Raw genomic sequence first — 12,932 nt, forward strand, 5'->3', positions numbered from 1 at the left:
TAAATATAATAAGCGGCATATCCTGAAATCAGAGCAGTCGAGTCCACCATGTCAACAAGTGTATTTAATCGTCGCTGGGCCACTTTAGTACTTGAGGCGTTGACTCGTCATGGCGTTCGTCATATTTGCATCGCGCCGGGCTCGCGCTCCACACCGTTAACGCTGGCTGCGGCTGCGCATTCAGCGGTGATTTGTCACACCCATTTTGACGAACGTGGGTTGGGCCACCTTGCGCTTGGTTTGGCCAAAGCGTTGCGTGAGCCTGTGGCAATCATTCATTGTGACGTCTGGCACGGCAACCGCCAATCTTTATCCGGCAATCATTGAGGCTGGGTTAACCGGGGAGCGGCTAGTGGTACTGATGGCCGATCGTCCGCCGGAATTGATTGACTGTGGCGCTAATCAGGCGATTCGCCAACAGGGGATGTATGCTTCTCATCCAACCCAGGTGCTCAACCTGCCGCGCCCAACGCCCGATTTGCCCGCACGCTGGCTGGTATCGGCCATCGATGGCGCACTGGGAGAACTGACCCACGGTGCGTTGCACATTAACTGTCCTTTTGCAGAATCCCTGTATGGGCCAGATGACGACGATCTGTACCAGGATTGGCTGTCCACACTGGGAGGATGGTGGCAAATGCGCACGCCCTGGCTGCGGGTAGTACATCCGACGGCGGTCACGGTAGAACCCGATTGGCCGCTGTGGCGCAAAAAACGCGGTGTGGTGCTGGTGGGCCAAGTGACGGCGCAAGAAGGGGCACAGCTGACCGCCTGGGCCGAATGGCCGCTAATCGGCGATGCGTTATCGCAAACCGGACAACCGCTGCCTTATGCGGATTTGTGGCTGGCGCACCCGACAGCCGTGCAGCAATTGCAGACCGCCGACGTGGTGTTGTAGTTTGGTGGCAGTCTGACTGGAAAATGCGTGTTGCAATGGCAGGAGAACTGCCGCCCTCAGGAGTTCTGGTTGATCGACCCTATGCCGGGTCGGCTCGATCCTGCCCATCATCGCGGGCGTCGTCTGGTGGCTTCGGTTAGCGACTGGCTCAACGCTCATCCGGCGCAAGCGCAGGCACCGTGGGCGCGCGGTCTCTCTGCCTGTGTGGATGCGGTTCGTGGATGCGGTTCGTGATTATGTGGCGGCGCGTCTGGCAGGGCAGTTTGGTGAAGCACCGTTGGCACACCGTGTCGCGGCGTTGTTGCCGCCCAATGGACAGCTGTTTGCAGGCAATAGTCTGGTCATTCGCTTGATCGATGCGCTGGCACAGTTGCCGGGCGCGTATAACGTCTATGGCAATCGCGGCGCCAGCGGTATTGATGGCCTGATTGCGACCATGGCCGGGGTTCAACGGGCGAACGGGCTGCCGACGTTGGGGATCGTGGGCGATCTCTCTGCGCTGTATGACATGAACTCGCTGGCATTGTTACGTCAGGCACCGGCTCCGCTGGTGCTGATGGTGGTGAACAATAACGGCGGACAGATTTTCTCTTTGTTGCCAACGCCCGCACGAGCGTGTGAGGCTTTTTACTGTATGCCGCAAGACGTGGAGTTCAGCCACGTCGCCGCCATGTTTGGGCTGAACTACGTGCGTGCTGAAAGCTGGCAACAGGTCAGTGATGCCACATCCGCATGCTGGGCGCAGGGCGGTGTGACGCTGCTGGAAGAGGTAGTGGAAGCCAAGGCCGGTGCCGATACGCTCAATCAACTGGCGACCCAGGTTGCCAGCGGCGAGATTGAGACACAACTGGAAAACGACATTGCCCGCTTAGCGCCAATTTCACTGTGAGTGTTGCGTCACCCATGAGCTTACACTGCCAACGTATTGAACCCCCTCACTTTACGCCAGATATGCCCTGGCTGGTGTTGTTGCACGGGTTGTTTGGTAGCGGTGATGACTGGCAAGCGTTGTGCCCGCTGTTGTCTGAGTGGCCTATTCTGCGGGTAGATTTACCCGGCCATGGCGCATCGGCGTCAATGCGCGTGCGTGATTTTAGCGAGATGCGTCAGCAATTAGCGCTCACTCTGCGCGTTCAGGGGGTGAAGCGTTGCTGGCTGATAGGGTATTCGCTGGGCGGGCGTATCGCGATGGACTTCGCTGCTTCATGTGCGGGTGAAGAGGCCGCGGGGTTACTTGGCTTGCTGGTGGAAGGAGGCAACCCTGGGCTGATGGATGGCGCACAGCGTCAGATGCGCGTGGTGCGCAACGTTTTCGTCATGAGCCTTTATCCGCTGTGCTGTCGGACTGGTGCCGTCAGGGGGTCTTTGCCGATTTAACCGATGAGGCGCGTCAGAAATTGATGACCTTGCGCAGTAGCAACGATGCCGCTGCGGTGGCTGACATGCTGGAGGCGACTTCGTTGGGGCGTCAGCCTTGGTTATTGGATGCGGTGCGGCATACCGGTTTACCCTTTGGCTATTTGTGTGGCGCGCAGGATCAAAAATTTCAGGCTATCGCGCAAACATACCGGCTGCCGCTGTTGTCGGTCATGCATGCGGGCCACAATGCGCACCGCGCTAATCCTGTGGGCTATGCACAACAGATACGTACGTTTATAACTTCGCCCGACGCCGCACAGGCGTAGGGCTGACTCTCTCTGCCACGGTAGCGCCCTGGCACCCTATGAAGGAATACTATGCTTTATCCGAGTGAAGAACTGCTGTATGCCCCGGTGGAATGGCACGATTGCAGCGGTGATTTTGTCGATATCCTCTACCACAAATCGACGGACGGCATTGCCAAAATCACCATTAACCGCCCGCAGGTGCGCAACGCGTTCCGCCCGCTGACAGTCAAAGAGATGCTTCAGGCGCTGGAAAATGCTCGCTACGATGACGGTATTGGCGTGATTATTCTTACCGGCGCGGGTGATAAAGCGCCGGCGCGGGTGATAAAGCGTTCTGTTCCGGCGGCGATCAGAAAGTGCGCGGCGATTACGGCGGCTATCAGGATGACAGCGGCGTTCATCACCTCAACGTGCTGGATTTTCAGCGCCAGATCCGTACCTGTCCGAAACCGGTTGTGGCGATGGTAGCGGGTTACTCTATCGGTGGCGGTCATGTGCTGCACATGATGTGCGATCTGACCATTGCCGCAGAAAACGCCATTTTTGGGCAAACCGGTCCGCGCGTAGGCTCCTTTGACGGCGGTTGGGGCGCTTCTTACATGGCGCGTATCGTCGGTCAGAAAAAAGCGCGTGAAATCTGGTTCCTGTGTCGTCAGTACGATGCTGCGCAGGCGCTGGATATGGGGCTGGTGAACACCGTTGTGCCGTTGGCTTCACTGGAAAAAGAGACGGTACGCTGGTGCCGCAAAATGCTGCAAAACAGCCCGATGGCGCTGCGCTGCCTGAAAGCAGCACTGAATGCTGATTGCGACGGACAGGCAGGGCTTCAAGAGCTGGCCGGTAACGCGACCATGCTGTTCTACATGACAGAAGAAGGGCAGGAAGGCTGCAACGCCTTCAACGAAAAACGTCAGCCCGACTTCAGCAAGTTCAAGCGTAATCCATAATGCGCAGCGCGTCGGTTTATCGCTATAGCGTTCCGATGGACGCGGGGGGTGGTGTTGCACAATCAGCGCCTGAAGACCCGTGAGGGGCTGATCCTACACCTGCGTGATGGTGCGCAGGAGGGCTGGGGCGAAGTCGCCCCTTTGCCGGCGTTCAGTCAGGAAACGTTGGCGCAGGCGCAGGCTGCCCTGTGTGCGGCGCTGGCGCGTTGGCAAACGGGAGAAATGCTGGATGACGCGGCATTGCCGCCGTCGGTGGCTTTCGGGTTGAGCTGCGCGCTGGCAGAATGCGACGCACGTTTGCCGCTGACTGACAGCGACGGCTGGTTTCATACGCGCGACAGCGGTGTGTTTCAGCAGGGTGAGTGGCATGTGCTGGGGCGATTGGATAATCAGTTCTTCAGCGGCGGCGAAGGTACCCAGCCGGAAAATATTGAAGCGCTGTTGCTGACGCATCCCAGGGTAAGACAGGCTTGCGTGGTGCCCGTGCCGGATGCCGAATTTGGGCAGCGCCCGGTAGCCGTGTTAGACATATCTTCTGACGTTGCGCTTACCGCTATCCGTGACTGGCTTACGCCGCAGTTGGCAGGCTTTCAACGTCCGGTCGCCTACTATGCCATGCCCGCCGAATTACACGGCGGTGGCATCAAGATTGCGCGCATACAAGTGAAAGCCTGGGCGGAAAAAATCTATCGCAATGGCGTGAATTAAGCGGCGGTTTTACGCGTTCGTTGATGATATTAATGCAATTTGTTGCTGGTCACCGGGGCTGATTCAGGTAGAATCCCTCGGATACGATGTGTTGCTTATAGCGTTTAATGATCGATTTAAGGATAAACACAATGAAAAAGATTGCGATTGCCCTGGCAGGCAGCCTGCTGTTGGCAACAGCGACGGCTCAGGCCATCAGCTTCTCCGGGGAAGCGGGGGATGACTATGCGGGCGTAGGTGCTGGCTTTGGTCTGGGTGTTCCTGGCCTCGGCGCTAACGTCAGTTACGGCCATGGTAAAGATAACAACGATGTGTATGGTTTCGGCCTCGGCTATACGCTGCCGCTGGGCGCGCTGTCACTGACGGTTGGCGGCAAAGCGCTCTATTTGAATCAGCAACACGCTACTGATGGCTATGGTGTGGCGTTGGGTGGTGGATTGCAGTTCCCGATCAACCACTATTTCTCCCTGTATGGTGAAGGGTATTATGCGCCAGATGTGTTCTCTAGCCATATCGATCACTATGTGGAAGCGAAAGGTGGCGTGCGCTGGCAGGTATTCCGTCCGCTGAACCTGGATCTTGGCTATCGCTATATCAATATCGGCGGCGAAAGTGGTCGCTCTGATAACAAAGTGGCAGATACTTTCTATCTGGGTGCTGGCTTTAACTTCTAAGCCGTTAACGCTTATCGCCATAAAAAACGGGTGTTCGCAGTTGCGGCACCCGTTTTTGTTGGTCGTCGTTTAGCCCACCGTCGGCAGCCAACTGATCGCCATAGCGCATTGGATGGCAATAATGCCGCTGCCAGATAAAAACACCAGCAGCAGCGCCGGTGTGCCGCCCGGCGTTGATGCGCCAACCTGATGCTGTTGCCGTACACGCCAACTGAGCAGGGCCGGAATTAACAGTGCCAGCACGGCGAGTGCGATGGCGGCATAACCTAGCGCCATGACAAATCCTTGCGGATAGAACAGCGCAAAAATCAGCGGTGGCAGAAATGTCAGGGCACCGGTTTGCAATCGCCCACGGGCAGTGTTCTGGCGTTTGAACAAATCGGCGAGATAATCGAACAGGCCAAGCGCCACGCCAAGGAATGGGGTTGCCAGCGCCAGATCGGCGAAAAGGTGCACCGCAACTTCTACGTGGGGAGACGCAACCAGCGTTCGAATAGCTTGCATCAGCCCGTTTAAACCGGCTTGCTGCGCCAGAATCGCCGTGAAGGTGTTGCCGCTCAGTGCGCCAAGCGTTGCCAACTGCCAGAACAGATAAACAAATAGCGGGATTGCGCTGCCGATGATAAAGATGCGACGCAGTTTGCGGCTGTCCCCCCCATGTAATGCACAATGCTGGGAATGCTGCCGTGAAACCCAAACGACGTCAGCACGACAGGAAGGGCAGAGAGCGTCAGCCCTTGTTGCAGCGGGAGTGTCAGCAGGTTCTGCCTTTCGACGTGGGGAATCATCATCCCCAGCATGACCAGCAGCATCAGTAATTTTCCGCTGAACAGCAGACGGTTAAAGAAATCCACCGACGTGGTGCCGATACACACCACGCCTCCGGCCAACAGGGTGAACAGCAAAATACCTGCAGACGATGGGAAAGCGTAGCCGCTCCACTGATGCAAACTGCTTGCCAGCAGCTCGCCTGCGCCGCTGATATAGGAGGCGGTCAGGGCATACATCAAAAACAGCATGCTGAAACCAGTGAGCCATTGGCCCCACTGACCCAGATAAATTTTCGCCAGTGTGCCCAGCCCGGTATGGGAGGGCTGATATTGATAGACTTCTACCAGTAGTAACGCGCTGTAGCACATCAATAGCCACAGGCTCAACAAAATAGCAAAAGTGACGCTGAAACCCACGCCGGACGTCGCCAACGGCATGGCGAGCATGCCTGCGCCGATGGTGGTGCCCGCGACGATAAATATGCTGCCAAATGTACGATTTTTCACCCTTTCTCCTGAGTGTGATGGTATCTGTTTTTCTTATGGCTGCGCAGACTAGAGGATTCCGTAAAGTATGTCAAAACACCGTTACGATGGCTGTAAAGTTGGCGTTACGATTTAGGCGGTTTCACAAAAAATGGGCAGTGCAGAGCGTGGTCATTGTCTTTCTGCGGGGGAGTTTTTACAGTGAAAGAAAAACACAGGAGTAGCACATGCTGAGGGTGGAGATGTTGTGTACCGGAGACGAAGTACTCCACGGACAGATTCTGGATACCAATGCAGCCTGGCTGGCAGATTATCTGTTCGAGCAGGGTATTCCGATGACCAGCCGAATGACGGTGGGTGACAAGCTGGAAGAACTGGTGGCAGCGCTGACGTAACGCAGCCAGATTGCCGATGTGTTGATTGTCAACGGTGGGCTGGCCAACCAATGATGATCTGAGCGCGCTGGCGGCGGCAACGGCAGCAGGGGAAGGGCTAGTGGAGCATCCGGAGTGGATTGCACGCATGGAGGCTTTTTTCACTGAGCGCGGCCGTGTAATGGCCCCCAGCAACCGTAAACAGGCACAGATTCCGGCCAGTGCCGAGGTGGTGGATAACCCGATAGGGACGGCATGCGGCTTTATGCTAACGCTGAACCGCTGCCTGATGTTTTTTACGCCCGGCGTACCCTCGGAATTTAAACGGATGGTCGATGAGCAGATTGTGCCGCGCCTGCGTGAGCGTTTTTCTGTGGCATCTGCACCGTTGTGTCTGCGCTTGACCACTTTTGGTCGTTCTGAAAGCGATTTGGCAAACTAGCTCGACAGCCTGCTGCTGCCGGAAGGTGTGGTGCTGGGGTATCGTTCCTCGATGCCAATCGTTGAGCTGAAACTGACCGGCCCGGCATCGCAACGTGCGGCGATGGAGGCTGCGTGGGAAACGGTGCGATCGGTGGCGGGTGAAAACGCATTGTTTGAAGGGACGCAAGGTTTACCCGCCCAACTGGCGCAGCGCTTGACCGAAAAAGGCTTGACGTTGGCGGTCGGGGAGTCGTTTACCGCAGGCCTGCTCCATTGGCAACTGAATGCCGCACAAGTCCCTCTCAACGGCAGTGCGTTGTGGTCACAGACGCCGTTTGCCACGCTGACCGTGCTGGCAGAAGTGGCAAACCGCCTGGCTGACGAGCATCAATCTTCACTGGCGCTGGTGGTGAGCGATCGTCAGGACGATCGTTTATCACTTGCATTGCATACACCGCAAGGCACCTTTGCTCAGGCTATTTCGTTCAATGTGACGCGCTACAGTTTGCAGACGCATCAGGAAGTGGTCGCCACGCTGGCGATGAACATGCTGCGCCGCTGGCTGAATGGCTGGTCACCGTATGGCGGGCATGGCTGGATCACGGTGGTGGAGACACTGGGGTAAGCACCCCAGTGTGCAAAAGCGATTTATGTGAGCAACAGGCATGTTTTCGTGCGCGAATATCGCAGTGTTTCTCTGCTGCTTGCCTAGCACGCGCCCGACGAGGGGTGTGCAGTCGCCCACACCCCCCGACCCCGCGCTTCTTGCTCAATGATGCCGCTGCGCGGTACCTTCGCAAGCGGGGCCGCCGGACGGACCGCGCCTGACGTGTTCCCGGCACGGCAGGCGCTTTTGCCGCGTCCATGCGGCTCATCCTGGCGTCCCCTTATTGCTCAGCATCATTGGACGCGGGAGGTTAAGACCTTAAAACCTCATAGAACAAAGCGGATTAGTACAGTAACGCATAAAGTTGACGTCTGTAGCGCGAGGCGAGAGCATCGCCGGTGCCGAGTGCGATCACGATCAGAATATCCATCATGGTTTTACGGGCGTTGCCGTCGGCGGCGGCCAGATCTTTTTTCAGCATTACAATCAGGCTTTCCAGCGCTTCTTCGTTGCGCCCCACCTGATGCAACTGCAACGCCAGTTTCACTGCCAGTTCCGCATTGTTCGGATCGGCGGCGAGTTGCTGCTGTAACTGCTGAATTTCTGGTGTGTCAGCGGCTTGCTTGAGCAAATCGATCTGCGCCACCAGACTGTGATAACGCGTGTCCTGATCCTGTAGTGGGATGGTGTCCAGTACCGCTTGCGCATCGTCGCTGCGGTTTAACTGGATCTGCACTTCTGCCAGCATCAGACCGATATCACTACGCTGCTGGCTTAGCTGCCAGGCGTCTTTTAATAGCGTCAACGCAGTCGGGAGATCCCCCTCCTGAATACGCTGCTGGGCTTCTGCCACTTTGAGTTCTTCTTCACGTGGCAGAACCCGTTGCAGTAGATCGCGGATCGCTTCTTCAGGTTGTGGCCCTTGAAAACCGTCCAGCGGTTGGCCATCTTTGAACAGATAAACCGTTGGAATAGCGCGCAGACCAAACTGCGCCGCAACTCGCTGTTCGGCATCACAATCGACCTGTGCCAGAATAAACTGACCGGCATATTCCTGTGCCAGCTTGTGCAGCACCGGTGTGAGCTGCTGGCAGTGTTGACTGCGTTCTGACCAGAAATAAAACAGCACCAGCATCTGCATGGATTGTTCCAGCACCTGATGCAGGTTGGTCTCGTTAACATCCATCACGCTCGCGTAATGGGCGGTGTTGGCATTAGGGTCTAGCATGGCAGTCTCTCTCATCCGTTTAAGGGATAAATGGGGGCGAATAACGCCACTTCAAGCGGTTGCATCGTATATCGTTCCGCCGTGCGCAGCGCGGAATCGTGATGGCTATGGGTCAATAGTATATGTCGTTAATCAAGAACGGGTGCGCAATACCCCATCCAGCCAACGGGCGGGTAACAGGCGACGTAGCACGGTAAGGGCGTGCGCCACCAGCGTTACCGGATAGCGCAGTTTCGGTCGCGGGCTTTCCAGCGCATGGCGCAATTTGGGCAGTATTGTTTCGGGTGGCAGCGTAAAGCGTCGGGCGATACCCGGGTTGATCACCGGCGCTTCTGTTTGCATTTGTGCCACATTTTCCGTAAAGCGCGTGGCGATGGGGCCCGGTTCAATCAGGCTGACGTGCAGCCCGCTGCCGTGCGGTTCCATGCGCAGTGTCTGACCAGGCTTCCAGTGCGTATTTGCTGGCAGCATAGGCACCACGCCCCGGCGTAGCGACAAACCCCATCACGGAACTGGTTTGAATAATGCGCCCTTCGCCGTGCGGCAGCATAGCGGGCAGCAAACGTAGCGTCAGCTGGCGCGTGCCAAACAGGTTGCTGGCGAACTGTTGTTCGAGTTGCGGACGCGAGATGGTATTCAGTGGGCCATAAACGCCATAACCGGCGTTATTAAACAGCCCGTACAGCCGATTACCGGTCAGCGCGATAACCTGCTCTGCTGCTGCATCCACGCTGTCAGGATCGTCTAAATCCAACGCGATCCCTTCAAGCCCTAGCGTGTTCATCCGCTGCGCGTCTTCGGTGCGGCAGCAGGCGGCCAGTACGCGATAGCCGCGCTGATGTAAGTCCAATGCTGCGATCAAGCCAATACCGCTGGAGCAACCGGTAATCAAAACCGTTTTTTGCATAACTTTACCTAAGTAAAAAGCCCTATTTTTCAAGAGTCATGGTTAACTAGCAATAAGACGCAAATAAGCGGTCACAAGCTCACTAACGGTTTAAGCTGTTTTGCCATCCAGTCGGCAATGAACGGTTGTGCCTCGCGCGTGGGGTGGATGCAAGACGATGGCATCCACCCCGGCTTAAGATAAACCTGTTCCATAAAGAACGGCACTAGCGGAATTGAAAATTGCTGCTCCAGTCGCGGGTAAATGGCGCTGAACGTGTTGGTATAGCGCTGACCGTAATTGGCAGGCAGGCGGATTTGCATCAGCAAGGGCTGAGCGTTAGCTGTTTTCACCTGATTGATAATGGTGGTCAGGTCTTGTTCGATGGTCGGCGGCGGAAAGCCGCGCAGCCCATCATTGCCGCCCATTTCGATCAGCACCCAACGCGGCTGATGTTGTTGCAGCAGTGCCGGTAAACGCGCCAGCCCTTGTGAAGCGGTATCGCCGCTGATGCTGGCGTTGACGATTTTTATGCTGTCAGGGTTCGCTTTTTGCCATTGTTCATTGAGCAGGGCGGGCCAGGCGGAAGCGGCGGGCATGCGATAGCCCGCGCTCAGGCTGTCTCCCAATACCAGGAGCGTTTCCGCTGCAAACGCGCGGGCGCTGAGTAATCCCAGCAGCAAAAGGATGTAGATATGTCTTTGAATGGCGTCTTTTCGGCAGCCACCGCGTCGGCGGAAAATATTCTGGAAGTTCATCATTTAAGTAAGCACGTCGGTCAGGGTGAACATCGGCTTTCCATCCTCACCGGAGTTGAGCTGGTTGTCAAACCCGCGCAGTCTATTGCACTGATCGGGGAGTCCGGTTCGGGAAAATCGACGCTGCTGGGGATCCTTGCCGGTCTGGATGACGGCAGTGAAGGTGATGTCAAATTGCTTGGCGAATCGCTGGGCGCTCTGGATGATGAGGATGGCCGCGCTGCGTTGCGTGCCCGCGACGTCGGGTTTGTGTTTCAGGCATTTATGCTGGTGCCGACGTTGAATGCCCTGGAGAACGTGCAGTTGCCCGCACTGCTGCGCGGAGAAAGTGATGCTCACAGCCGTACGCAGGCGGAACAGTTACTGCGCCAACTGGGATTAGGCGAGCGGTTGCACCATCTGCCCGCACAGTTATCCGGCGGTGAACAACAGCGTGTCGCCATCGCCCGCGCCTTTAGCGGGCGGCCGAGGGTGCTGTTCGCTGATGAACCGACCGGCAATCTGGATCGCAAAACCGGTGAACGCATTGTGGATTTGCTGTTTTCCCTGAATCGCGATTATGCCACCACGCTCATTCTGGTTACCCACGATGAGCAACTGGCGGCGCGCTGTGAGCGGCGTTTGCGTTTGTTGGACGGCAAGTTGCAGGAGGTGGCATGATCTGGCGCTGGTTTTGGCGTGAGTGGCGATCCCCATCGCTGCTGATCGTGTGGCTGGCATTGACGCTGGCGGTAGCCTGTGTGCTGGCATTGGGCAATATCAGCGATCGCACGGAAAAGGGGCTAAGCCAGCAGAGCCGCGATTTTCTGGCCGGCGATCGCGTGCTGCGTGCTGCGCGTCCAGTGGATGAGGATTGGCTGCAAAAGGCACAGCAGCAAGGGCTGACGGTCAGTCGCCAGGTGTCGTTCATGACCATGACCTATGCGGGTGAACAGGAGCAGTTGGCGCGCGTCAAGGCCGCGGACGATCGCTATCCGCTCTATGGTCAGCTCCAGACGCGGCCGGAAGGCCCGCACCCGGTTCCTGGCAGCGTATTGGTTGCCCCTCGGCTGCTGGCGCTGTTGGGCTTGAATGTCGGGGATAATCTCGATGTGGGCGATACCACATTACGCATCGCGGGAGAATTGATTCAGGAGCCGGACGAAGGGTTTAATCCGTTTGATACCGCTCCGCGCGTATTGATTAACAGTGCCGATGTGGAAAAAACCGGGGCGATACAGCCGGGCGGCCGTATCACCTGGCGCTATATGTTTGCCGGTGATGCACAGCGTATTGCGCTGTTCAGCGATTTTATCAAACCGTTGCTAAAACCGGATCAGCGCTGGTATGGCATGTAGGACAGTGAAGGGGCGTTGAGTAAATCCTTGCAACGTTCGCAGCAGTTTTTACTGCTGTCAGCGCTGTTGACCTTGCTGTTGTCCGTCGCGGCGGTGGCCGTCGCCATGGGGCACTATTGTCGCAGTCGCTACGATTTGGTGGCCGTATTAAAAACGCTGGGTGCGGATAAGCGTGCTCTGCGGCGTTTGATTGTCGGACAATGGGTGTCGGTGCTGGCTTTGGCCGGTGCATGTGGCAGTCTGGTCGGGCTGGCGCTGCTCTCTGGAGGAGGCATGCTGTTGTGGGCGTTGCTCGGCGGCACGGCGGTGCTGGCGCTGTGGCTGCTGCAATGCAAAGTGTTCGATTTCCCCTGGGAGCCCAATGTGGTGATGTGGGGCGCACTGCCGCTGAGTGCAGCGTTGTTGTTATCATTGTGCGGTGGCTGGCTGGGATTGCGGTTGTTAAGTGGTAAGGCGTTGTTTCGGCAATTTGCCGGGTAACGGGGGAGGGGGGGACAGGCGGGGGGAAACCCCGCCTGCCGGTTAGCGTGTGATATCCGCTTCCGGTGACGGTTTTTCTGCCGTCGCATTCGATTTGTAGCGTTCCATATACTGGTGCTGGAAAATGCACATGCGAATGGTATTGCGGTATTCGCCGTTAATAAAAAACTCGTGGCGTAATTCGGCCTCGACTTCAAAGCCTAGCTTGGCATAAATGTGGATCGCTTTGGTGTTCTCTTTATCCACAATCAGGTACAGCTTGTACAGGTTCAGCACGGAAAACCCGTAATCCATCGCCAGTTTCGCTGCGGCGCTGGCGTAGCCACGTCCTTGATGGGTGGGGTCGATGATAATCTGGAATTCAGCGCGGCGGTGGATATGGTTTATTTCCACCAACTCGACCAGACCAACCCGATTTTTTTCGAATTCGATGATAAAGCGCCGCTCGCTTTGGTCGTGAATGTGCTTGTCGTAGAGATCGCACAGTTCCACAAACGCTTCATAGGGCTCTTCGAACCAATAACGCATCACGCTGGCATTGTTATCCAATTGATGGACAAAATTGAGGTCCTCTCGCTCCAGAGGCCGTAAACGCACGATATTGCTCGCGCCAGACATGTTTCCTCCCATTACATTCTTGCCACATGGCAACACGCCAAGTATAGCGTGCTTTAAGTAGAGGAACCATC

General features: G+C 56.7%; 7 protein-coding genes and 8 pseudogenes. 10 read left to right on the top strand and 5 right to left on the bottom strand.

From position 1 onward, the window contains the following. The first annotated feature begins 48 nt into the window (after positions 1–48). The 7 genes and pseudogenes from menD (at position 49) to ACMZI0_RS08515 (ending at position 4,894) form a co-directional block, all read left to right on the top strand. A pseudogene (gene menD, locus ACMZI0_RS08485) lies at positions 49–1,787 on the top strand (2-succinyl-5-enolpyruvyl-6-hydroxy-3-cyclohexene-1-carboxylic-acid synthase). A gap of 14 nt (positions 1,788–1,801) precedes the next feature. Continuing rightward, complete coding sequence (locus tag ACMZI0_RS08490; protein WP_415672627.1) at positions 1,802–2,275, top strand: alpha/beta fold hydrolase; 474 nt, start codon at positions 1,802–1,804, stop codon at positions 2,273–2,275. A gap of 23 nt (positions 2,276–2,298) precedes the next feature. Beyond that, positions 2,299–2,583 (top strand): hypothetical protein, encoded by a 285-nt coding sequence (locus ACMZI0_RS08495; protein WP_415672628.1) that lies wholly within the window; start codon positions 2,299–2,301, stop codon positions 2,581–2,583. A gap of 51 nt (positions 2,584–2,634) precedes the next feature. After that, positions 2,635–3,512: pseudogene (gene menB / locus ACMZI0_RS08500) on the top strand (1,4-dihydroxy-2-naphthoyl-CoA synthase). A 51-nt stretch (positions 3,513–3,563) separates the two neighbouring features. Continuing rightward, positions 3,564–3,785, top strand: a pseudogene (locus ACMZI0_RS08505) (o-succinylbenzoate synthase); the annotation flags it as partial. Positions 3,786–3,809: 24 nt separating this feature from the next. Next, a pseudogene (locus ACMZI0_RS08510) lies at positions 3,810–4,220 on the top strand (AMP-binding enzyme); the annotation flags it as partial. A 131-nt stretch (positions 4,221–4,351) separates the two neighbouring features. Continuing rightward, positions 4,352–4,894 carry a YfaZ family outer membrane protein gene (locus ACMZI0_RS08515; RefSeq protein WP_415672629.1) on the top strand — a complete coding sequence of 181 codons (543 nt, stop codon included), beginning with the start codon at positions 4,352–4,354 and terminating at the stop codon, positions 4,892–4,894. Between the two features lie 69 nt (positions 4,895–4,963). Here the strand turns inward: ACMZI0_RS08515 and tyrP are convergent. Beyond that, positions 4,964–6,111 (bottom strand): annotated as a pseudogene (gene tyrP, locus ACMZI0_RS08520) (tyrosine transporter TyrP). A gap of 266 nt (positions 6,112–6,377) precedes the next feature. Between tyrP and ACMZI0_RS08525 the strand changes: the two are divergent. Further along, a pseudogene (locus ACMZI0_RS08525) lies at positions 6,378–7,572 on the top strand (nicotinamide mononucleotide deamidase-related protein YfaY). Positions 7,573–7,897: 325 nt separating this feature from the next. On the opposite strand, the gene ACMZI0_RS08530 reads toward ACMZI0_RS08525, so the two are convergent. The 3 genes and pseudogenes from ACMZI0_RS08530 to tesA form a co-directional block, all read right to left on the bottom strand. After that, positions 7,898–8,782 (bottom strand): co-chaperone YbbN, encoded by an 885-nt coding sequence (locus ACMZI0_RS08530; protein WP_415672630.1) that lies wholly within the window; start codon positions 8,780–8,782, stop codon positions 7,898–7,900. A 132-nt stretch (positions 8,783–8,914) separates the two neighbouring features. Next, a pseudogene (locus ACMZI0_RS08535) lies at positions 8,915–9,689 on the bottom strand (SDR family oxidoreductase). Positions 9,690–9,760: 71 nt separating this feature from the next. Next, positions 9,761–10,426 (bottom strand): multifunctional acyl-CoA thioesterase I/protease I/lysophospholipase L1, encoded by a 666-nt coding sequence (tesA, locus tag ACMZI0_RS08540; RefSeq protein WP_415672650.1) that lies wholly within the window; start codon positions 10,424–10,426, stop codon positions 9,761–9,763. Between tesA and ybbA the strand changes: the two genes are divergently transcribed. Both ybbA and ACMZI0_RS08550 read left to right on the top strand, forming a co-directional pair. Beyond that, entirely contained in the window at positions 10,364–11,086 is a 723-nt protein-coding gene (ybbA, locus tag ACMZI0_RS08545) for a putative ABC transporter ATP-binding protein YbbA (protein ID WP_415672631.1), read from the top strand. The genes tesA and ybbA overlap by 63 nt on opposite strands. Then, a pseudogene (locus ACMZI0_RS08550) lies at positions 11,083–12,207 on the top strand (ABC transporter permease); the annotation flags it as partial. The gene ybbA and the pseudogene ACMZI0_RS08550, both read left to right, overlap by 4 nt. 78 nt (positions 12,208–12,285) lie before the next feature. Here ACMZI0_RS08550 and speG read toward each other — a convergent pair. Further along, on the bottom strand, positions 12,286–12,861 hold the full coding sequence (speG, locus tag ACMZI0_RS08555) for a spermidine N1-acetyltransferase (RefSeq protein ID WP_415672632.1): 576 nt from the start codon (positions 12,859–12,861) through the stop codon (positions 12,286–12,288). Positions 12,862–12,932 lie beyond the last annotated feature (71 nt).

The sequence above is a fragment of the Symbiopectobacterium sp. genome (assembly GCF_047692315.1).
GTDB lineage: Bacteria > Pseudomonadota > Gammaproteobacteria > Enterobacterales > Enterobacteriaceae > Symbiopectobacterium.